The sequence below is a fragment of the Cupriavidus pauculus genome (assembly GCF_008693385.1).
In the GTDB taxonomy this organism is placed as follows: domain Bacteria; phylum Pseudomonadota; class Gammaproteobacteria; order Burkholderiales; family Burkholderiaceae; genus Cupriavidus; species Cupriavidus pauculus_D.
Genome location: NZ_CP044067.1, coordinates 800,068 through 821,884, shown reverse-complemented (window position 1 = coordinate 821,884; position 21,817 = coordinate 800,068). Strand labels below are relative to the sequence as shown.

The 21,817-nt window shown below is 66.8% G+C and carries 18 protein-coding genes; 7 read left to right on the top strand and 11 right to left on the bottom strand.

What is annotated here, in order from left to right; genetic code table 11:
• Nucleotides 1–85: 85 nt before the first annotated feature.
• Nucleotides 86–1,255, top strand: coding sequence for a zinc-dependent alcohol dehydrogenase (locus tag FOB72_RS21985; protein ID WP_150374827.1), 1,170 nt, complete (start codon nucleotides 86–88; stop codon nucleotides 1,253–1,255).
• Nucleotides 1,256–1,286: 31 nt separating this feature from the next.
• On the opposite strand, the gene FOB72_RS21980 is transcribed toward FOB72_RS21985, so the two are convergent.
• From FOB72_RS21980 to FOB72_RS21960, 5 genes are read right to left on the bottom strand one after another with little or no spacing between them, the layout of a single operon-like run.
• Nucleotides 1,287–2,039, bottom strand: a complete 753-nt coding sequence (locus FOB72_RS21980) for an aspartate/glutamate racemase family protein (protein WP_150374826.1) — start codon at nucleotides 2,037–2,039, stop codon at nucleotides 1,287–1,289.
• Nucleotides 2,040–2,042: 3 nt separating this feature from the next.
• A complete protein-coding gene (gene hydA, locus FOB72_RS21975; protein ID WP_150374825.1) occupies nucleotides 2,043–3,461 on the bottom strand; it encodes a dihydropyrimidinase in 1,419 nt (472 codons plus the stop codon).
• Between the two features lie 18 nt (nucleotides 3,462–3,479).
• On the bottom strand, nucleotides 3,480–4,208 hold the full coding sequence (locus tag FOB72_RS21970; protein ID WP_150374824.1) for an aspartate/glutamate racemase family protein: 729 nt from the start codon (nucleotides 4,206–4,208) through the stop codon (nucleotides 3,480–3,482).
• 29 nt (nucleotides 4,209–4,237) lie between these two features.
• The gene (locus tag FOB72_RS21965) at nucleotides 4,238–5,422 is read right to left on the bottom strand and encodes a serine hydrolase domain-containing protein (protein WP_150374823.1); all 1,185 of its coding nucleotides are present in this window, start codon (nucleotides 5,420–5,422) and stop codon (nucleotides 4,238–4,240) included.
• Between the two features lie 17 nt (nucleotides 5,423–5,439).
• Nucleotides 5,440–6,738 (bottom strand): MFS transporter, encoded by a 1,299-nt coding sequence (locus FOB72_RS21960; RefSeq protein ID WP_150374822.1) that lies wholly within the window; start codon nucleotides 6,736–6,738, stop codon nucleotides 5,440–5,442.
• 255 nt (nucleotides 6,739–6,993) lie between these two features.
• Here FOB72_RS21960 and FOB72_RS21955 point away from each other — a divergent pair, with 255 nt between their 5' ends.
• Complete coding sequence (locus FOB72_RS21955) at nucleotides 6,994–7,659, top strand: GntR family transcriptional regulator (protein ID WP_223851742.1); 666 nt, start codon at nucleotides 6,994–6,996, stop codon at nucleotides 7,657–7,659.
• A gap of 5 nt (nucleotides 7,660–7,664) precedes the next feature.
• Here the strand turns inward: FOB72_RS21955 and FOB72_RS21950 are convergent, their stop codons facing one another.
• The 4 genes from FOB72_RS21950 to FOB72_RS21935 all read right to left on the bottom strand — a co-directional run bounded on the left by FOB72_RS21950 (nucleotide 7,665) and on the right by FOB72_RS21935 (nucleotide 13,835).
• A complete protein-coding gene (locus FOB72_RS21950) occupies nucleotides 7,665–8,960 on the bottom strand; it encodes an MFS transporter (RefSeq protein WP_223851852.1) in 1,296 nt (431 codons plus the stop codon).
• A 271-nt stretch (nucleotides 8,961–9,231) separates the two neighbouring features.
• Nucleotides 9,232–12,159 carry a c-type cytochrome gene (locus FOB72_RS21945; RefSeq protein ID WP_150374819.1) on the bottom strand — a complete coding sequence of 976 codons (2,928 nt, stop codon included), beginning with the start codon at nucleotides 12,157–12,159 and terminating at the stop codon, nucleotides 9,232–9,234.
• Entirely contained in the window at nucleotides 12,156–12,665 is a 510-nt protein-coding gene (locus FOB72_RS21940; protein ID WP_150374818.1) for a (2Fe-2S)-binding protein, read from the bottom strand. The genes FOB72_RS21945 and FOB72_RS21940 overlap by 4 nt, the downstream gene beginning before the upstream one ends.
• Before the next feature lie 9 nt (nucleotides 12,666–12,674).
• Complete coding sequence (locus tag FOB72_RS21935; RefSeq protein ID WP_150374817.1) at nucleotides 12,675–13,835, bottom strand: FAD-dependent monooxygenase; 1,161 nt, start codon at nucleotides 13,833–13,835, stop codon at nucleotides 12,675–12,677.
• 328 nt (nucleotides 13,836–14,163) lie between these two features.
• On the opposite strand from FOB72_RS21935, the gene FOB72_RS21930 reads away from it, so the two are divergent.
• From FOB72_RS21930 to FOB72_RS21915, 4 genes are read left to right on the top strand one after another with little or no spacing between them, the layout of a single operon-like run.
• Entirely contained in the window at nucleotides 14,164–14,916 is a 753-nt protein-coding gene (locus FOB72_RS21930; RefSeq protein WP_150374816.1) for an Asp/Glu racemase, read from the top strand.
• A gap of 14 nt (nucleotides 14,917–14,930) precedes the next feature.
• Entirely contained in the window at nucleotides 14,931–15,758 is an 828-nt protein-coding gene (locus FOB72_RS21925; protein WP_150374815.1) for an alpha/beta fold hydrolase, read from the top strand.
• A 23-nt stretch (nucleotides 15,759–15,781) separates the two neighbouring features.
• On the top strand, nucleotides 15,782–16,861 hold the full coding sequence (locus FOB72_RS21920; protein ID WP_150374814.1) for a 2,5-dihydroxypyridine 5,6-dioxygenase: 1,080 nt from the start codon (nucleotides 15,782–15,784) through the stop codon (nucleotides 16,859–16,861).
• Nucleotides 16,854–17,516 (top strand): N-carbamoylsarcosine amidohydrolase, encoded by a 663-nt coding sequence (locus FOB72_RS21915; protein ID WP_150374813.1) that lies wholly within the window; start codon nucleotides 16,854–16,856, stop codon nucleotides 17,514–17,516. Before FOB72_RS21920 ends, FOB72_RS21915 begins: the two co-directional genes overlap by 8 nt.
• Before the next feature lies 1 nt (nucleotide 17,517).
• Here the strand turns inward: FOB72_RS21915 and FOB72_RS21910 are convergent, their stop codons facing one another.
• On the bottom strand, nucleotides 17,518–18,273 hold the full coding sequence (locus FOB72_RS21910; RefSeq protein WP_150374812.1) for a TetR/AcrR family transcriptional regulator: 756 nt from the start codon (nucleotides 18,271–18,273) through the stop codon (nucleotides 17,518–17,520).
• A 59-nt stretch (nucleotides 18,274–18,332) separates the two neighbouring features.
• Here FOB72_RS21910 and FOB72_RS21905 point away from each other — a divergent pair, with 59 nt between their 5' ends.
• Nucleotides 18,333–20,519, top strand: coding sequence for a xanthine dehydrogenase family protein molybdopterin-binding subunit (locus tag FOB72_RS21905; protein WP_150374811.1), 2,187 nt, complete (start codon nucleotides 18,333–18,335; stop codon nucleotides 20,517–20,519).
• 51 nt (nucleotides 20,520–20,570) lie between these two features.
• On the opposite strand, the gene FOB72_RS21900 is transcribed toward FOB72_RS21905, so the two are convergent.
• Nucleotides 20,571–21,686 (bottom strand): porin, encoded by a 1,116-nt coding sequence (locus FOB72_RS21900; RefSeq protein ID WP_150374810.1) that lies wholly within the window; start codon nucleotides 21,684–21,686, stop codon nucleotides 20,571–20,573.
• Between the last annotated feature and the right edge of the window lie 131 nt (nucleotides 21,687–21,817).

Below are 21,817 nucleotides of genomic sequence, written 5' to 3'. Positions count from 1 at the left end.
GCATTCGTTTTCCGTCGGGCATGATCGATGCTCCACGAATGGGACGCCTGCGATCACCCCTACGATCGGACGACCGGAGATACAAATGAAAGCGCTCTGCTGGCACGGAAAACACGACATTCGCTGCGACAACGTTCCCGACCCCAAGATCGAGCATCCGCGAGACGCGATCATCAGAACGACCAGTTGCGCGATCTGCGGTTCGGATCTGCATCTCTATGACGGCTTTGTGCCGGGCATGGAGAAGGGTGACGTGATGGGTCACGAATTCATGGGCGAAGTGGTCGAGGTGGGCTCGGAGAACAAGCGTTTGCGGGTGGGAGACCGCGTGGTCGTGCCGTTCACGATCATCTGTGGGGAGTGCGATCAATGCCGGCGTGGCAACTTCTCGGTATGTGAGCGCACCAACCGCAACAAGGCAACCGGCGACAAGGTGTTCGGCCACAGTACCGCCGGGCTGTTCGGCTACACGCATCTGACCGGCGGCTATGCGGGCGGGCAGGCGGAGTATGTGCGCGTGCCGTATGCGGACGTCGCCCCCGTCAAGATTCCAGATGGCGTCAGCGACGAGTCGGTACTGTTCCTTGGCGATATCCTGCCCACCGGCTGGCAGGCGGCCGCGCAGTGCGATATCCAGCCGGACGACGTGGTGGCGATCTGGGGCGCGGGCCCCGTGGGTCAGTTCGCGATTCTCAGCGCGAAGCTGATGGGCGCGCAACGGGTCATCGCGATCGATCGCGTGCCGGAGCGGCTGGCCATGGCCGAGTCGCTGGGGGCAACGCCGCTCAATTTCGATACCGTGAATATCGTCGAGGCGTTGAACGAGCAGACTGGCGGCAAGGGCCCGGACAAGTGCATCGATGCGGTGGGTCTCGAAGCCCATGCGACGGCATCGCTGGACTCGGTCTACGACCGCGTGAAGCAGGCGGTCATGCTCGAGTCCGATCGCCCGCACGTGTTACGCGAAATGATCTACTGCTGCCGTCCCGCGGGCATCCTGTCGATTCCGGGCGTCTACGGTGGCTTCGTCGACAAGATTCCGATGGGTGCGCTGATGAACAAGGGCCTGACCGTTCGCACGGGGCAGACGCACGTCAACCGCTGGACCGACGATCTGCTTCAACGCATCCTGTCGGGCGAGATCGATCCGACGTTCGTCATCACGCACCGCATCGGCATCGAGCAGGGGCCGGAGATGTACAAGACGTTCCGGGAGAAGCACGACGGCTGCATCAAGGCGGTCATCAAGTTCTGACCCTGGCCGATGGCGACGGGCGTCGTGTGCGCTATGGCCGATGCTCAGGTCCAAGCAGTCGTGCCACCGCCGGATGCAAGCCCGTATTCGCCTTCTGCGGCGGCGCGGAGAAACTGCCTTCGCGGGCCGTGCCGGGCCGTAGCGCCACCAGCGACTCGCAGTGACGCACCGCGCTGCTGACCCCGTCCACCACCGGCACCGGAATCTTCCCCTGTAACGAACGCGCCAGCCCCGCCAGCGGGGCGCCTGCCACGATGATGACGTCGGCGCCGTCTTCGCGTACGGCCTGCAGGCTCAGCGCTTCCAGGCGTGCGGCGTGGTCTTGCTGCACGCTGCCGATGTCGCGCAGCGGTGTCTGCAGCGATCGAATGCTCGCCAGCCGCGATGCGAGTCCGTTGGCCGCCACGCATTCGCGGTACCACGACTGGATGCGGTGGGAGATGGCGATGATCGAGAAGCGTTGCCCCAGCAGGCAGGCGCTCGCCAGCGCGGCTTCGGTCATGCCCACGACGGGGACGTCGAACAGTTCCTTGAGCCCGGCCAGACCCGGGTCGCCGAAGGCGGCCACGATCAGGCCGTCGAATGTGCCCGCGTGTTCGGCGGCGGCGCAGGCCGTGGCGTAGCCGCCGACCAGCGCTTCGAAGCGCGTCTCGATATAGGCCACGCCGAAGCTGGCGGTAGCCATCGTGATGCGGGTATCGGGCGACGCCGTCCGCTGCGCTTCCGCGTGGATCAGGTCGGTCACCGACGTGCTGATATTCGGATTGACGATCAGAAGGTTCATGGTTCAGATTTCCGGCTGTCCGGCCTCGAGGAATTTGCCGCGACCGGCGGACGGTTCCAGATATTCGCCATTGCGCACGATCATCTCCCCGCGCGAGAACGTGGTCATCGGCCAGCCGGTGACCTCGATCCCCTCGTACGGCGTATAGTCCACCGCGTGATGGAGGTTCTCGTTGGCGATGCGCACCTTGCGCGCGGGATCCCACAGCACGATGTCCGCATCGGCGCCGATGGCGATCGTGCCCTTGCGCGGGTACAGCCCATAGAGCTTCGCGGGCCGGTACGCGGTCAGTTCCACGAACTGGTGCAGCGACAGCTTGCCGCGCCGCACGCCATCGAACAGCAACGGCAGGCGCGTCTCGATGCCCGGCACACCGTTGGGAATATGGTCGAACGACTGCGCGGTGCCGCCGAGTTTCTTCCCCTGCGGATCGTCGTAGCGGAAAGGTGCATGGTCCGACGAGAACACGCTGAACACGCCATTGGCCAGCGCACGCCAGACCGCGGCCTGGTTCTCCGGGTCTCGCGGCGGCGGGCTGCAGACACACTTGGCCCCTTCATAGCCATCGTCGCCCGGCAGCCCCATGTCCTCCGCCGTCAGATACAGGTATTGCGGGCAGGTCTCCGCGAGGATCTTCAGCCCGCGGCCCTGCGCCCAGCGGATCTGCTCGATGGCCTCCTTGCCCGACACATGCACGATCAGGATCGGCACATCGACCAGTTCGGCGAACGAGATCGCGCGATGCGTGGCCTCGCGTTCGACCACGGCGGGCCGGGCTAGCCCGTGAAAGCGCGGCGCGATGCGGCCCTCGCCGACCAGCTTGTCGGTGAGCCACGAGATACAGTCCGCGTTCTCGGCATGCACCATGACCAGCGCGCCGTTCTGGCGCGCCACGTCCAGCACTTCCAGCATCTCGCGGTCCGACAGCTTGAGGTCGTCGTAGGTCATGTAGACCTTGAACGAGCTATAGCCCTGCCGGATCAGCGACGGCAGTTCATCCTGCAGCACGGTGGGGGTGGGATCGGCAACGATCAGGTGAAACGCGTAATCGATGACCGCGCGGCCGTCGGCGCGGCGATGGTAGTCGGCCACCGCGGCCTTGAGCGAGTGGCCTTTCTCCTGCGCGGCAAACGGGATCACGGTGGTCGTGCCGCCGCACACGGCCGCGCGCGTGCCCGTGAAAAAGTCGTCGGCCATGCGCAGGCCGTCGGGCATCGGCTGGTCCAGATGGCAATGGCCATCGACGCCGCCGGGCAGCGCGAGCAGCCCCGTGGCATCGACGTCCTGCCGCGCGGCGGGCAGCCCATGGCCCAGCGCCACGATCTTGCCGCCGCGCACGCCAATGTCGCAGCGGAAGCGGTCCGATGCGGTGACCACGTCGGCATTGCGGATCACGAGGTCGAGGTTGTTGTCTGCGGACATGGTCATCCCTCCAGCGCGTTACACGACTTCGCGGAACAGGCGGCCCCAGCCCTGCAGCGCGCGCGTATCCACGCCGGCCAGCCGCAGCGAACTCCATACGACCGTGGAGATCGTGTCGTACAGCGGCACGCCCGTCTCGGCCTCGAGCGCCTCGGCCAGATGCGCCGCGTGCAGGTTGGTGCAGAAGGTGGTGATGGCCTGTACGTTCTCTCGGGCCAGCGCGCGCACCATGTCGCGGATGGTGTCTTCCCGCACCTCGGCAAAGCTGTAGTTCACATGGAGGCCGAGGTGCCGCTCCGCCGAGCAGTCGAAGCCGCTGCGCGCGTAGTTGGCGACGATGCGTTGCTGCACGTCATCGAGGTAAGGCGTGGCCAGGCCGAATCGGCGCGCGCCCGTCTTCTCGAGAATCTCGTTCAGCGCCAGCACCGACGTGGTCGCCGGAATCCCCGTGGCTTCGGTAATCTGCTTGCACAGCGCGCGGTCCCGCTCGAAGCCGAGCCAGCCCGACGATGTGCCGTTCCACGCGATGACATCCACGCGGGCATCGGCCAGCAACTGGGCGGCCGTCAGGATCTTCTCGAGGTCGAACTGTCCCAGTGCCTGGTCACGCAACGAAATCTCGGTGACGGTAAAGCGCGAGAAATGCACGCTGACATTGGGCAGGCTGCTGACCATTGCGCTGGTAATCGGCTCCAGCGCGGTATTGGAAGAGGGCGTCAGCATGCCGAGGCGAATCTGCTTGCTCATGTTTGGGATCTCAGGAGTGATATGGTTTTTTATCGTTCGGGCTTGTCGTTGAAGGCGAGCTGGGTGCCGGGTACACCCTGCGTATTGCGCGCGAGCTCGAGTTCCTTCTTTAATGCCGCCTGCCGTGCCGCATCGGGCTTGACGGTGCCGTGACTGCCCGCCTGCAGCGCGGGCAGCACGTAGTCGTTGACCATCTGGCGATACAAGTCCAGATATCTGGCGTCGCGCAGGCCGCCCTGCGTGGACATGATGCTGTTCATCACGATCACGGCGTTCTGCTTCGGCAGTACGGTGATGAACTGGCCCTTGTAACCCATCGCGCTGAACTCGCGTTCGCTCTGCACGATGTTGTTGACCCAGCAGTAGTAGCCATAGTCCCGTGCGGGGCCGGACGGCGTGGTCATCTGCGCGACCCACGCGGCCGGCACGATCTGCTGGCCGTTCCAGCGGCCCTGGTTCAGCATCAGCAGGCCCAGCCGCGCCATATCGATCGAACGCAGCCGCAGGCCCCATCCGCCAGACACGGCGCCCTTGCCGTCGGCCCCGTCCCAGCGGTAGTGGGACATGCCGAGCGGTTCGAACAGGCGCCTGGCCGCATACTGCTGCTCCGGCATGCCGGTCACCTGGCTGATCGTCGCACCCACGAGCACGGGGTTCACGTCGATATAGTCGAACTCGGTGCCCGGCGCGGTGCGCACGCTCGCGGAGGCCGCCACCTTGAGGCGATCGGGCACACCGTAATAGAGCGTGTCGGTACCTTCGACGAGCTTGTACGACAGCCCGCTGGCCATCGACATCAGGTGCCTCAGCTGAATCTGCTGCTTGTCCGCCAGCGACGGCGCGAGGTCGGGGCGGGCCGCCGCCAGCCGCGTGGCCGGCGCATCGGTCGCGCTGAGCCTGCCGTCGCCGACCAGCGTGCCGACCAGCAGCGCGCTGATGAACTTGGTGACGGAGTACAACTCGTGGTTGTAGTCGCGGCCCAGTCCGTCGCTGTAGCGCTCGAAGACGAGCTTGCCGTCCTTGATGACGAGCAGGCTGCGGACGTCGAGCTTGTCGCGGCGGATCCATTCGGACAGCGCGACCAGTTTCGCGGAGTCCACGCCGACGGCTTCCGGCTGCGCGGTGGGAATGCCAGCCGCAGCCGGTGCGGCCTGTGCCAGCGGGGTGCCCAGTGCAAACAGCGCGGCCGTGGCGATGATCGTCAACGATTTCATGATGGTGTCCTCCGCGCTCAGACCGGCAGCTTCGTCTCGTAGTCGATGGCCGTGGACGACAGCAGCAGACCCACGCCCGCGGCGGCAAAGAACATCAGCGCCAGGAAGTAGGAGCCCGTGAACTGCACGATCATGCCCACGATGATCGGCACGCTGATGCCGCCGATATTGCCGCCTAGGTTCATCACGCCGCCCAGAAAGCCGATCTTGTTGCGCGTGCCGAGGATCGACGGAATGCACCAGAACAGGCCGCACCAGCGCAGGAAGAACAGCGTGGAAGAGAGCAGGGCCACCACCACGACGGGGTTGGTCACGTAGGCCACCGAGAAGATCGAGACCGTGGCCACCACGGCGGCGATGCCGAACAGGGTGCGCATCACGACGTTGGGACGGCCGCCGGCCTCCTTCCACTTGTCGGCGATCCAGCCGCCGATGAGTTCACCGACGAAGCCGCAGAAGAAGATGATGAAGCTCGCGCCGCCCATGGCCTTGATATCGAATCCGTGCACCTTGTTCAGGTAGTTCGGCATCCAGGTCAGCAGGCCGTAGAACACGGTGTTGAAGCACATCCAGCCGATGGCCATGCACCAGACCGAGCGGTACTTGAAGAAGTCGAGCGAACGGCCCGACAGGTTGGACGGCTCGGCGCGATGCTCGCTGGCTTGCGCCTCCTCGATATAGCGCGCTTCCAGTTCGTTCACGCCGGCGTGTTCGCGCGGCGAGTTGCGGATATAGCGCCACGCGACGATGCCGGCGATGACCGTGCCCACGCCCGCCACGACGAACGCCAGGCGCCACGAGCCGAGCGCGGAGATCAGCCACGTGATGATGATGGCGCCGAGTGCCGCGCCCAGCGGCGCGCCGCCATCGAGCAGCGTGGCACCGCGGCCGCGCTCGTTCTGCGTCATCCAGATGGCATTGAGCTTGCCGCCGGCCGGATAGATCGGCGCTTCCGCGGCACCGAGGCCCAGACGCGTGAGCAGCAGCGTGGTGGCCGTGGTGCAGACCGCGGCCAGCGCCTGGAATGCGCCCCAGAACACGGTCGCGCAGGCAATCACGATGCGCGGCTTGTACTTGTCGGCGAGCATGCCGCCGGGCACCTGCATCAAGGCATAGGTCCAGAAGAACGAGCTGAGGATCAGCCCCTGCATGGTGGGGCTCAGGTCGAATTCCTTGGCAATCAGCGGCATGGCGACCGACAACGAGGCGCGGTCGATGTAGTTGATGGCGATGAGGAATAGCATCATCAGGAAGATCTTCCATCGGACGCTGCTGCGCGTGGCCGTCATCGTGGCGGCCTGGCTGGTGGATGGCATTGCGGGTCTCCTAGCTCCTTGGGTGCTGCGTTGTCGAGGCATGTCGGTGGGGGGTGTCGCGCAACTGGAAGCGAGTATAGGATACGTAATCTGTAATTACAACGACGAGAAGTGATTGATTTATATAGGTATTGTATTGGAGTAGTGTAAACACCAAGTTGGTTATGTTAGTCTCCCATCTGGTGCAGATTCCCCTATCTGGTGACGTCAGTGACACAAGTCCTCCCCAAAACCGCCCGCCTCCGCACACTGGGCATGTCCGCCGAAATCGCGGCGCGCATGCGCACGATGATTCAGGAAGGCGAACTCCCGCCGGGTGTGCGCATCGACGAGAAAGCGTTCTGCGAGGCGTTCGACGTTTCCAAGACGCCGTTGCGTGAAGCGCTCAAGATCCTGGTCTCGGAAGGGCTGGTGCTGCATCGCCAGTACATCGGCTATCGCGTGGCACCGCTCGACCTCGATGAACTGCGCGCAACGTTCGAAACGCTACACGGGCTGGAGGCGCACGCGGGCGAACTGATCTCCGGGCGGATGAGCGATGCCGCGCTCGCGAAGATCGAGCGCCGCCATCAGGCGATGGTCGACGCGCACGCGGCCGGCAAGCGCACCGACTACTTCCGGATCAATCAGGAGATTCATCAGCTCATCGTGGACAGCGCGGCGAACGCGGTGCTGTCGGGCATCTATGCGACGCTGATGAGCAAGGTGCACCGCGCACGCGGCGCGGCCAATGCGGACATGCTGCGCTGGCAGGAATCGCACGCGGAACACGAGGCGATCATGGAAGCCCTGCGGGAGCAGGGCCGGCCCCGGCTGGCGAAGATCCTGCGCGAGCATTCGGAGAACACCGCGCGCGAGGTGCTGAAGGTGGTGGAGGCATCGCTGGCGGAACCGGCCGCGCGGGCCTCGGCGGGGCGTTAATACCCTCAGTCCAGCGCGCGATCCTTCGACTCCACGTTCACCGCCCCGATCGCAAACGCCCCCACCAGCAGCATCGTGGAGATCATCGCCAGTGCCAGCGTGAAGTGCGTGGCCATGACCGGTGCGATGATCGCCGGTGCGAACAGGCCGCCGAAGCGGGCCACCGCGCCGGCCGTGCCCATGCCTGTTGCGCGCAGGTCGGTCGGATAGACCTCGGGGGTGAACGCGTAGAGCGCGCCCCATGTGCCCAGCAAAGAGAAGCTCATCAGCAGCGTGGAGCCGATGACCACCGCGGGCGAGGTGCCCAGGCTGTAGAGCATGCAGCCGGCCGCGCTGAGGACGAGGAAGCCGATCAGCGTGGGTTTGCGGCCCCAGCGTTCCACGCCGTAGGCGGAGAGTGCGAACCCCGGCAGCTGCACGATAGCCAGCAGCACGAGGAATACCTGTCCGCGCATGAACGCGAACCCTTCGGCGCTGAGCTTGATCGGCAGGTACACGAACACGCCGTAGTAGGCGATGGAGATCAGCGCCCAGGCGACCAGCAGCGCGAGGCTGCGGCGGCGGAAGCTGCCGGAGAACAGCGCGAACACGGACTTGGGTTCGGCGCGCTCCGATTGCAGCGGGGGAATCTCGTGCTTGCTGCCGTTGACCCTTGCCACGCGCTCGAGCACCTTGCGCGCTTCGTCCGATCGTCCGCTGCGGTTCAGGAACATCGGCGACTCGGGAATATAGAAGCGAAGCACGACGCCGATCAGCGCGGGGACGCCCGTCACGAGGAAGATCACGCGCCATGCCTGATCGCCGTAGGACAGCGCGGCGAGCGCCAGCAGCGCGAGGCAGATGGTGCCGATGGCCCAGAACGATTCCAGCAGCACCAGCCAGCGGCCGCGGCGGTCGCTCGGCAGGAACTCGGCCATCATCGTGTAATCCACGGGCAGCGTGCCGCCCACGCCGACGCCCGTCAGGAAGCGCAGCACCAGCAGCCATGTGAACTCGGGAACGAAGGCCGAGGCGACGCCACACAGCGCGTCGATGACGACGGCCATCATGAGCACGGGACGGCGGCCGATGCGGTCCGCCAGGCGGCCGAACACGAAGGCGCCGATCAGCATGCCGACGAAGAAGAACGTGCCCGTCTGCAACGCCTGCGGCACGGTGATGCCGAACGTCTTGGCGATCGAGGGGGCACTGAAGCCGATCGACAGGACCTGCATGGCATCGGCCAGCCATACGAGCCCGAAAATCACGAACAGCCGGTATTGAAACTTGCCGACGCCGGCCGCGCGAATGCCGGTCTCCAGCGACACGCTGCCGGACGCCGATGGACGAGAGGCCGACGATTGCGCGCCATCGCGCGCGTCGGTGGTGGCGGAGCCCGAGTGGGATAGACCCGGGGGCAGGGCAGCCGCGCTGTCTTGATACGGGGAGTGCATCTTCGCTCCTTATCCTGTGTTCGCCTTCGTTTGTATACCCGAGATATCACCGAACTGGGCGGCCTTTTTTTCGGTGCAAGGTCCGCGCCAGCTGGCGTGCGATCGACTTTTATCTATCGATTCTGAATGATGCTGCGTGTCAGTGCGAGGGCTGGCTGCGGATGCGCGCGACGGCGTCTTCCACGCCGGTCCAGGCGGGCGCGTCGGGCGCGAATCGCGCGCGCAGGTAATGCACCAGTCCACTCACTTGTTCGTCGTCCAGGCTGTCGGCAAAGCCGGGCATATAGCCGATGCCGGCATGCGGCGGGGCGGAGATGCCATGCATCACGGCCTGAATCACATTGTCGGGGCGCGCGCTGTGCAGATTCGTGTTCAGCGCCAGCGAGGGTTTGACGCCGAACTGCGGCACGCCGGTATTGCCCTGATGGCACACCGCGCAGGCGGCCTGATAGAGGCGGCCCATGCTGCCGGAAAGCTTCAGCGCCTGCGCATCGGCGCGCGCTTCGATGGCGCGCACCTGTTCAGCGGGCGGTGGCGCGGCGTCGGCAATGGCGGGGGCGCTGAACGATGCCACATAGTGCGCAATGGCCCGCACGTCGCTCTCCGGGAGTTCGCGCAGGCTCTCCACCACGGGCGCCATCGGCCCCGCGGCGGCGCCGTGCCGCGCCGCGTACCCGGTCCGCAGGTACTGGAACAGATCGTCTTCGGTCCACGGCACGGGCGACGTCGACAGCGCAGTCAGGGCTGGCGCTTCCCATCCCTCGGCCATGCCGCCGGTCAGGTAGGCCTTGCCGCCTTTCTCGCCGCCGAGCGCATTGCGCGGCGAATGGCAGGCGCTGCAATGCCCGAGCCCTTCGGCGAGATAGGCGCCACGATTCCAGAGGGCGGAGCGCTCGGCCACGGGCTCGAACGGTGCGTTGCGGTGGAAGATCGCGTTCCAGCCGGCCAGCGAAGGGCGCATATTGAACGGGAACGCGAGCTTCGTTTCCGGCGGGCGCGATACCACGGGCTCGGCCGACATCAGATAGGCGTAGAGCGCCTGCATATCGGCATCGCTGACCTTGGCGAACGCCGTGTATGGGAAAGCGGGGTACAGGTGGCGGCCGTCGCGATGGATGCCTTCGCGCATGGCGCGCTCGAATGCCGCGAACGACCAGTTGCCGATGCCGGTCTCGACATCGGGCGTGATATTGGTGCTGTACACCGTGCCGAAGGGCGTGTCGAGGGCAAGGCCGCCGGCATTGCGCGTGCCGCCGGGGGCGGTGTGGCAGACCGCGCAGTCGCCCGCGGCGGCAACCAGGCGGCCCCGTTCGATGGTCGCGGCCGAATAGAAGCCGGGTACTGGCGGCGCTACCGGTGCGATGGGGGCGCGCCACGGCATGATCGTGACGAATAATCCCGCCAGCGCGGTGACGGGCGCGAGTGCGGCCAGCAGCCAGCGGCGCTTGCGTGAGGCGCCTCGGGCGAGACCGTCATCGATACCCTCGGCAGCGAGCCCGCGCCGAATCTCGCCGGCGCTGAACGGTGGCTCGCGCAGGCGAATGCCCGTGGCATCGTGAATCGCGTTGGCCACGGCGGCGGCCGCGGGCAGCGTGGCCGAGGCGCCGCCCGCGAGCGCGCCTACGATATTGACCTGCGTCTGGGGGGCCACCGCACGCGTCGGCGCATGCGTGGCGAGGGCCATCGCGTCGCGCGCTTCGGAGGCGGGATTCCATCCCCAGTCGTCGTGGCTCGCGCCGCCCCGTGTCAGCTGCCGCGTGGCGGCGGTAATGTCGTCCCGCAGCGCGGTGGGCCGGGCAGGCGCCGGCGCGGCATGGTCCTCGCGCTCGTGCCCGACCGTCACACGCGTCACGCTGATATCGCCGGTACGGGCATCCACCTCGACATCGGCCACCCATGCCGACCACGTTTGCGTGGGCCGGCCATTGTCGATATCGATCGCGCGCGCATAGGCAAAGCCGCGTCCGCGCCGGATGCCGTCGCCGGCCCGCCGATGTCCCTGCAACGGTCCCCGCCAGCCGGACTGGGCCGCCACGCGCTCGATCAGCTGGGTGCCGGTGCTGTCGTCGAGCCACTGGAGCCGCAGCGCCACCGGGTCCATCCGCGATCGCACGGCCAGTGCGTCGAGCTCGGACTCGTGCGCGAACACATGGCCGCGGGCCGCGACGCCCGCGGGTACGTCGAGGGGCAATGCCGCCGAAACCGCGAGATGGTCGGTCGCGTAGGGCGGCACCAGCGTGCCATCGATCTGCGCGTCATCGATCCGCGCGCCATCGATCCGCGCGTCATCGGCGAACGGCACCGTGGTGCCCGTCTGCAGCAGGGCGATCGGAAGATTGGCATCCGGCGTGGCGGATGCGGTAATACGGTAGGCCGATGCCGGATCGATCGCGCTGCGCACGGCAAGCGTCAGCCTGGGGGAGAAAGCGTCGGGGTCGGCGCGGAAGGTCACGCGCACCGGCCGGCCGGCGGCATGCGCGAGCAGGGCCGCGTCGGCCGCAGCCTGGCGCGCGCAGAAATCGTCATGTCCGGCGGGCGGATCGGGATCGCAGACGATCGATACCTGTGCCGCGGTCACGCCCAGCAGCGCCGCCACTTCCAGTCGCAGGGCGCTTGTCTGTGCTGTCGCCAGCCAGACGGTCATGGTCCCGTCGTGCCAGTGCGCGGTGGCGGTGCCGCTTGCATCGGCACGCGGGGCGATCAGCGGCCACCGGTACACGGCCTCGCCGTCCGGCGCCAACGCAGCGTCGGCGTCGCCATGCATCGCGACCTGCCGCACACGCGTGACAGCGGGTGCTGGCTCGGCGAGCGCCCACCTGGGACGCAGCGCGCGGGCTGCCGCCGCGGCATGTTCCGGCGACGTCGCCACCACGGCAAGGAAATCGCCGCGCACGATCACGTCGATCGTACTTTCGACGTTCCCTTCGAGGCTGCCTTCCCACCGACGCGCTGCGTCGGCGTCGTAGCCGAGCAGGCGACCCAGTCCGCCGGCCGGCCGGACGACGTGGCCGAACAGCGTCGCCGCCGGCACGGGCACATGCAAGGCGTCCTGCGTGCGGGCGTTCATCGGAGCGCCTCGCGTTCGCTTGCCGCGGCATCCTGCTGCTGGAGTTCGGCCGCGCGCTGCACCGCGCGCAGAATCTCGACATGAGTCCCGCACCGGCACAGGTTGAAGCGCAGCGCCTCGCGAATCTCGCCCTCGGTCGGCGCGGGGTTCACGGCCAGCAACGCCTTGGTGCTCATGATCATGCCGTTGAGGCAGTAGCCGCACTGCGCGGCCTGCTCCTCGATAAAGGCCCGCTGCACCGGATCGGGCGCGGCGCTGGTGCCCAATCCTTCAAGCGTGGTCACGGCCCGCCCTTCGGCCGCGCTTGCCGGCACGATGCACGAGCGTGCCGCCACCCCGTCGATCAGCACCGTGCACGCCCCGCACTGACCGAGCCCGCAGCCGTACTTCGGGCCATTGCAGGCCAGATCGTTGCGCAGGATGTAGAGCAATGGCGTGCGCGGATCCACACAGACATCGTGCGATTGCCGGTTGACGCGCAACAGAAGGGGGCGGGGCGCGGTCATAAACGCGGTTCAGGCAGCCGCGGGCACGGCACGCGTGGCGGGATCGCGCAGCGGCACCGAGAACACGTCGTAGCCAAAGCACCAGTCGGGGTTCTCGTTCGTCCGCAGCCAGGTGTTGTCATGCGATACCTTCTGCACGCGGCCCGCGCGTTCGGCGCGATTCGCCTCGTAGAGCGAGAACGTGTAAGCGTGATCCTTGAGGCCCGCCTCGACGAAGCAGCGCGTCAGCATCGCCGCGTCCTCGATGGCCATCGCGGCGCCCTGCGCCATATGCGGCTTCATCGGATGGCATGCATCGCCCAGCAGCACCAGCCGGCCACGGCTCCACAGCGGCAGCGGATCGCGTTCCAGCAGCGGCCACTTGGTGACCTCGACCGTGCCCTCGATCAGCGACTGCACGCCCTGGTGCCACCCGTCGAAGGCGGCGCGCATTTCCTCGATGCTGCTCGGCACCCAGCTCTTGCTCATGTCCCATTCCGGCTCGGGCACGCCCGTCACGTAATAGATCTCGTCGAGCTTGCTGGTGTCGAAGTACACCATCATGTGTCGGTCGTCCGACCACCATTTGGTGCAGCGGTCGTGGGTATAGCCCTTGACGCGCGAGATCGGGAACACCGCGCGGTGCGCCACGTAGCCCGTGTACTTCGGCGGCTCCGCGCCCAGCAGATGCTCGCGGATGCGGGAGTTCACGCCGTCCGCGCCGATCACGATATCGGCGTCTTCGACGGTGCCGTCGGTAAAGGTCAGCTTGACCACGTCGCCGAGGTCTTCCACGCGATCGAGCTTCTTGTTGAACACGAGGCGGCTCGGTTCCACCGCTTCGGTCATCAGCGCGTGAAAGTCGCCGCGGTGCACGGTCAGGTAGCTCGCGCCGTAGTGGGAGAGCGCGTAGTCGCCAAGCGGAATCTGCGCAACGACCTCCGCGGTCTTCCAGTCGCGGCTGTACCAGTAGTCGGGATGGCAACCCATTGCGTTCATGGCGTCTTCGATGCCGATGCGGCGCAGGATCTTCATCACGTTCGGCCCGACGTGGATGCCGGCACCCAGGCGCGAGAAGCCGGGGGCCTGCTCGTACAGCTTCACATTGAATCCCTCGCGCTGGAGCAGGGCGGCTGCCGCCGTCCCGCCCAGGCCCGCACCGATCACCGCAATTCGCGTATTCCGTTGCACGACGTCTCTCCTGAGTTGGTCTGTCACTGTGAAATCGAGTGTACACACCATACTTTTTCAAGTAAAGCCGACTTTCGATGATCTAGTGAAAACCCTGATTTCCATGTGGCGTGTTTAATTCGATGCCGCAAATTGGCGCAATAATGCGTCAAAGCGGGGATTCATTCATTCAGAATGCACTGAACGAGTGCTTTCCGTGGCCTTGAAAAGTGTGTTGTAAAAATAAGGTGTGTACACTAGAATTTTCGGAAGGGCGCCGTCCAGTGCGCCATGCGTCCCGTGCAGCGAGGCGGGTGGGTAGACAAGACAAAGTTCAACGGAGTCACAAGTGCAGAAAGTTTTCCGCATCGGGCAGATCGTGCCGAGTTCCAACACCACCATGGAAACCGAGATCCCGGCCATGTTGGCCGCCCGCCAGCTCGTGCGTCCGGAGCGCTTCACGTTCCATTCGAGCCGCATGCGCATGAAGACGGTCAAGAAAGAGGAACTCGCGGCGATGGACGGCGAGTCCGACCGCTGCGCGCTGGAACTCAGCGATGCCCGCGTGGACGTGCTGGGCTATGCCTGCCTGGTGGCCATCATGTCGATGGGGCGTGGCTACCATCGCACCTCGGAAACCCGCCTGAAGTCGCGTACGGCGGAGAACGGCGGTACCGCGCCGGTCGTGACGAGCGCCGGCGCGCTGGTCAATGCGCTCAAGGTGATCGGTGCGAAGCGCATCGCGCTGGTGGCGCCGTACATGAAGCCGCTGACCGAGCTCGTGGTCGATTACATCCAGCACGAAGGCTTCGAGGTCGTCGAGTGGCGCGCGCTCGAGATTCCGGACAACCTGGAAGTCGGCCGGCACGATCCGTCGCGCCTGCCCGCCATCGTGGCGTCGATGAACACGAAGGACGTGGATGCCGTGGTGCTGTCGGCGTGCGTCCAGATGCCGTCGCTGCCCGTGGTGGAGAAAGTCGAGGCGATGACGGGCAAGCCCGTGATCACCGCGGCCATCGCCACCACGTACGCGCTGCTGAAGGAACTGGACCTCGAAGCGGTGGTGCCGGGTGGCGGCACGCTGCTGTCGGGCGCCTATTGAACAGGAGAGCCAGCATGAGTACGTTTCTCTATGGCGCCAATGTGCAGGCCAACGGCATTCGCCAGCATTACCTGCGGTACGGCGGCACCGAGGGCGCGCGCGCCGGGCGCGACGCGGTCATTCTGATTCCGGGCATCACGAGCCCCGCCATCACGTGGGGCTTCGTGGGCGAGCGCCTCGGTGCGCATTTCGATACCTACGTGCTCGACGTGCGCGGCCGCGGATTGTCGTCGGCCGGCGATACGCTCGACTACAGCCTCGATGCGCAGGCCGCGGACGTGATCGCGCTGGCGCAGGCACTGGGCCTGAAGCGCTATCAGATCGTCGGCCATTCGATGGGCGGCCGCATCGGCGTGCGCGCGGCACGCTCGCAGCCCGCCGGCCTGACGCGGCTGGTGATGATCGACCCGCCCGTGTCGGGCCCGGGCCGGCGCGCCTATCCCGCGCAACTGCCGTGGTATGTCGACTCGATTCGCCTTGCCGTGCAGGGCACGGACGCCGAAGGCATGCGCCCGTTCTGCCCGACGTGGACCGAGGAACAACGCCGCCTGCGCGCCGAGTGGCTGCATACCTGCGACGAGCGCGCGGTGCTGCAGAGCTTCGACGGGTTTCATACCGACGATATCCACGCCGATCTGCCGCGCGTGAATGTCCCGACGCTGCTGATCACGGCGGCGCGCGGCGACGTCGTGCTGCCGGCCGATGTCGAGGAAATGAAGGCGCTGCGCCCGGGGCTGCTGGAGACGCGCGTGCCCGATGCCGGCCATATGATCCCGTGGGACAACGAAGCGGGCTTCTATGCGGCGTTCGGCGATTTTCTCGGCGCCACGCTGGTGGGCTGAAACTCAACTGCAAGGAGCCAAGCATGGCTGTCAGTGACTACGACCTGATCTGCGCGTGGAAGCAGGTCCTTACGCTGTCGAAACTGGAATCGGGGCAGACCGTGACGGTGCTCACCGGTGCGGACACGCATCCGCAGACGCTGCGCACCGCGCTGCTGGCGGCGCAGTCGATGGGCGCCATCGTCAACCGGCTCGACCTGCCGCCCGTCAACGGCGAAAAGGCGCTGAGCCGCGATGCGCTGGCCTATCTCGGCACCACGCCGCTGACGGGCAACCCCGCGGCCATCGCCGCGCTCAAGGCCAGCGATCTGGTGCTGGACCTGATGACACTGCTGTTCTCGCCCGAGCAGCACGAGATTCTGTCCACCGGCACCAAGATCCTGCTGGCCGTCGAACCGCCCGAAGTACTGGCCCGGCTCGTGCCGACGGAGGCCGACCGCACCCGCGTGAAGGCCGCCACCGCGCGGCTGTCCCGCGCCCGGACCATGCATATCACGTCCGACGCGGGTACCGATCTCCATTGCGCGCTCGGCGAGTTCCCGGCCATCAGCGAGTATGGGTTTGTCGATGAGCCCGGCCGCTGGGACCACTGGCCGAGCGGCTTCGTGCTGACCTGGCCGAACGAGGGCGGCACCAACGGGCACCTCGTGCTCGATCGCGGCGATATCCTGCTGCCGATGAAGTCGTACGTGCAGGAGCCCATCCACGTGACCGTGAAGAACGGCTACGTCACCGCCATCGAAGGCGGGCTCGATGCCGAGCTGCTCGCCGAATACATGGCGTCGTTCAACGATCCGGAGTCGTATGCGATGTCGCATGTCGGATGGGGGCTGCAGCCGCGCGCGCACTGGTCGACGCTGGCGATGTACGACCGCGAGGCCACCATCGGCATGGATGCGCGCGCATTCGAGGGCAACTTCCTGTGCTCGTTCGGCCCGAACAACGAGGCAGGCGGCACCCGCACCACGGCGTGCCATATCGATATGCCGCTGCGGCGCTGCACGGTCAGCCTGGATGGCGAGCCCGTGGTTGCCGCCGGCAAGGTGCTGGACGACACAGTGGACGGCGTCGCACACACGAATCAGGAGCCCGCACATGCATGAAGACGTCCAGACCTATCGCCGCCAGGGCTTTGGCACGGCGATGGACCTCAAGGCCCCTTACGGCCTGCTGATCATCGATTTCGTCAACGGCTTCGCCGATCCGGCCGTGTTCGGCGGCGGCAATATTCCGGAAGCCATCGCCAACACGCAGCCGCTGCTGGCCACGGCGCGGCGCATGGGTTGGCCCGTCGCCCACAGCCGCATCGTCTTTGCCGACGACGATGCGGACCACAACATCTTCACGCTGAAGGTGCCGGGCATGCTGACGCTGAAGGAGGATGGTCCGGCGAGCCAGATCGTGCCGCAACTGGCGCCGGCCGCCGGCGAGCTCGTGGTGCGCAAGACGGTGCCGTCGGCGTTCTTCGGGACGTCGCTCGCGGCCTGGCTCGCGCAGCGCGGCGTGCAGACGCTGGTCGTGGCCGGCTGCGTAACCAGCGGTTGCGTGCGTGCCAGCGTGGTGGATGCCATGTCCTACGGTTTCCGTCCGCTCGTGCTGTCCGATTGTGTGGGCGACCGTGCCATCGGCCCGCACGACGCCAACCTGTTCGACATGGCACAGAAGTACGCGATGGTGATGGCGCGCGACGAGGCCCTTGCCAGGATCGGTGCGAGCGGCGGTGCGAGCGGTGGCGCCACCGGGGCGCTGGCGGCCTAGCTCACGGCTGCGCGCGGCGGGGGCGGCCCGGCGGCCGCCGCACCGCCGGCGGCGCCTCGAAAGGCTGCACGTCGGCGCGGTGGCACACGGCATTGAGCACGGTGCGCTGAATCACGTCGCGCCAGTGGGCGACGGCCTCGGCGCCCATGATGGGCTCGCCGAGGAACGCGCTCAGCGTGTGGTGGTTGGAGTTGTAGAAGTAGCCGAGCGAGGCGATGATCAGGTAGACGTCGCGCGCCGTGAGTCCGGGCTGGAACGTACCCGCCGCCATGCCGCGCGTGAGGATGCCATCGAGGACGGACAGCGCGTAGCCCGAGATCTCGCTCAGGCGTTCGGACTTGCGGGCATGCCGGGCGCGGTTCAGGTTCTCGCTGTTGAGAATGGCCACGAACTCGGGATGCTCGAGATAGTATTGCCAGACGAAGTCCACGAGCTGCGTCAGGGCCCGCACTGGATTGTCCGGATCCAGTTCGAGCTTCTGTTCGGCTTCGTTGAGCTGGAGGTAGATGGTCTCCAGTACTTCGATAAACAGCTTCTCCTTGCTGCCGAAGTAGTAATAGATCATGCGGTCGTAGGTGTTCGCGAGCGTCGAGATCGCTTCGATGCGTCCGCCGTCGTAACCGCGTTGGGCGAAGACCTTGATCGCGGCCTTGAGGATCTTGGCGCGCGTGTCCTGTGCCTGCCGGGCACGGGTACCGGGTCGCGCCGGGGGGCGGGCCGGGGGTAGGACTGAAGCCTGCTTGATGTCTTTGGGCATTCGAGCCGTGGTCGGAAGTTTGCAACAGAGTATAGCCGGGCAATCCATCAGGATGAGCGATGTCACAGACCCCACGCGCACTGCGTGAAGCGTTGTTTCGAGAGACGGGCGTATTGCTGGTGACGCGTCCCGCGGCGGCCGCGCCGCGTCCTTCGCCGGGCCAGCCGGGCGCGGCCTCCGGCTTCGTTTCCGATCTGCCCGACATCTTCGTGGCGCTGCGCGCGTCGGGCGAGATCCTCGCGTTCAACGGCCATGTGGACCTCGGCACCGGCATCCGGACTTCGCTTGCGCAGATCGTGGCGGAAGAGCTCGAGGTCGAGCCCGAGGCCGTGAAGATGGTGCTCGGCCATACCGAGGCCACACCGAACCAGGGGCCGACGATCGCCAGCGCTTCGATCCAGATCTCGGCGCTGCCGCTGCGGCGCGCCGCGGCGCAGGCGCGCGCATGGCTCGTGGACAAGGCGGCCGGCGGTCCCATCGACCTCGCGGCGCTGCTCGCCGGCGAACATGTCGAACTGCCGCTCGCCGACGACGTCAAGACCAGGCCCGTCGATCAATACCGCGTGGTGGGCCGCAGCGCGCCCCGCGTCGATATTCCGGCCAAGGCGACCGGCGAGCTGACCTTCGTGCACGACATGCGCGTGCCGGGGATGCTGCACGGCCGTGTCGTGCGTCCGCCGTATGCGGGCCGCGACTGTGGCGATTTCGTCGGCACGAGCCTGATCGGTGTGGACGAGACGTCGATTGCCGACGTGCCGGGCGTGGTCCGCATCCATGTGGAAGGCGACTTTATCGGCGTGGTGGCCGAGCGCGAGGAGCAGGCGATCGAGGCCGCGAGGCGGCTCAAGGTCCGCTGGAAACCCGTGCCGCCGCTGCCCGATCTCAATGCGCCGGAGGCCGCCTTGCGCGCGGCGCCCGGCAAGCGGCGCCAGCTCGCGCAGACCGGTGTCACGGCCACGGCCCTCGACGCCGCCGCGCATCGCATCGAACGCAGCTACGTCTGGCCTTATCAGATGCACGGCTCGATCGGGCCGTCGTGCGCGCTGGCGGACTGGACAGACGGCCGGCTGACGATCTGGTCGGGCACGCAGAATCCGCACGTGCTCCGTATCGATATGGCGCGGCTGACGGGCCTCGACGAAGGCAATATCGAGATCGTCCGCATGGAGGCGGCCGGCTGCTACGGGCGCAACTGCGCCGACGATGTGTGTGCCGACGCCGTGCTGCTGGCGCGCGCCGTCGGGCGGCCCGTGCGCGTGCAACTTTCGCGCGAGCAGGAGCATCTGTGGGAGCCCAAGGGCGCCGCGCAGCTGATGGACGTGCGCGGCAGCGCCGATGCCGATGGCGCCTTGACGGCCTACGAGTTTGTGTCGCGCTATCCGTCGAACGATGCGCCGGTGCTGGCGCTATTGCTCACGGGCCGCGTGCCGGCGGACCCGCGCATGCTGGAGATGGGCGATCGCACCGCGATGCCCGCCTACGCCTTCGAATCGCTGGATGTCGCGTGCGACGATACGCCCGCCATCGCGCGGGCCGCGTGGCTGCGGGGCGTCTCCGCGCTGCCCAATACCTTTGCGCACGAGTCGTTTATCGACGAGATGGCCGATCGATGCGGCGCCGATCCGCTGGCATTCCGCCTGCGGCATCTGCCCGATATCCGGGCGCGCGAACTGCTCGAAGCGCTGGCGCGGGCCGCCGGCTGGCGCGAGGGCGCGCGCGGGTCGCGCGGCAGGCCCGATGCCGACGGCCTGCTGCGCGGGCGCGGCGTGGCCTACGCGCGCTATATCCACAGCAAGTTTCCCGGTTTCGGCGCGGCATGGGCGGCGTGGATCGTCGATGTGGAGGTCCACCCGGACACCGGAGACGTGCGGGTGACGCGGTTGCACGTGGGGCAGGACACCGGGATGATGGTCAATCCGGACGGTGTAAGGCATCAAATCCACGGCAATGTGGTGCAGAGCCTGAGCCGCGTGCTGCGCGAGCAGGTCCGCTTCGATGCCAGCGGGGTGGCCAGCCGCGAGTGGGGCAGTTATCCGATCGCGACGTTTCCCGAACTGCCGCCCATTCATGTGCTGCTGATGCCGAGGCAGGAGGAAAGCCCGCTCGGCGCGGGCGAATCCGCGTCGCTGCCTGGTGCCCCGGCCATCGCCAACGCCTTGTTCGATGCGACCGGCGTCCGCTTTACCCAGGCGCCGTTCGTGCCCGAGGCCGTACGCAGCGCCTGCGCGTCCTTGCTGGCCGTCTGAGCCGGCGTTCTGCGTCCTGCCACCGGCTGCGGTGGCAGGTTCCCCTTTCTGTCAGAACTTGTGGCGGATGCCGACGAGCGCGCCCAGCTGGTTCGTGCCCGCCGGGCCGATCGCGGTCGCGGGGCCGTTGAGGCCGATGCGCGACGTATCGTCATTGCGGATATAGGCGACCTGCGCATAGACATCGGTACGCTTGGAGAACGCGTAGTCGAGCAACATCGACGCGCTCCATGCATCGCCGTTGCCATTGCGGCCATTGAGCAGGTAGCCGGCACCGCTCAGCGACAGCGCCGGAGTGATCTGGTAACCGGCGCCGATCCAGAACAGGTCCGCGCGCTTGGACGGCAGCGCGGCCGTGGCGCCGATATTGCCATTGAGCCAGCGGTAGCCCGCGAACAGCTTGGCGTTCGCGAACGTATAGGTACCGGCCACGGCGAGTCGCTGGTCCTTCTGCGCCGGGTTCTGTCCGGTCAGACCGCTGGTGCCCTGCTGCATGTCGTAGATCACCGTCACGCCGACCTTGCCCGCGTTGTACTCCAGGCCGCCGCTCATGGCGCGGTCGCTCTTCGGATTGCCAGGCACCTCGCTGCCGAACGCACCGCCGGCAAGCGAGGTGCCGCGCGCAAACGAGTACAGGCCGCTGACCGTGAGGCCGCCGAACTTGCCGACATACTTGGCGGCATTGTCGTAGCGCCCCGCCGTCATCGTATCCATCGTGAAGATAGAGTAGCGCGGCGACACGGCCATGGCGTCGTAGTTGATCAGGATGTCGTACAGGATATTGTTCTGCCGGCCCAGCGTGACGCGGCCGTATTGCGACGACAGCCCCGTAAAGGCCTGGCGCCCGAACATGCGGCCGCCTTGCGAAGCGGTGCCGCTGTCGATATCGAAGCCGCCTTCGAGCACGAAGAGCGCCTGCAGTCCGCCGCCGAGATCCTCCGTGCCGCGCATGCCCCAGCGCGAGCCGGACAGGTTACCGGAGGTCATGCGGGCGAGGCTGTGATTGTTGGCGTCGGCGTGCGTCAGGTACTCGATGCCGGCGTCGGCCACGCCGTAGAGCGTGATGGACGACTGCGCGTGCGCCGCGTGGGCCGCGCACAGCGTCATGGCTGCCAGCGTGATGTGTCGAAGAGCGGTACGTCGAAGGAAGGTACGGGATTGGCTCATGTTATGTGCGTTCTGGTGGTCGAAATCGTTGGCGCCGCCCCGAAAAAAGCGCGCAGGCCGGCAACGCCCGACGCAACGTCAGGACGCAGGGACGAACGCGCTCTCACGGGGGCTGGCTTGCGCCCGCGTAG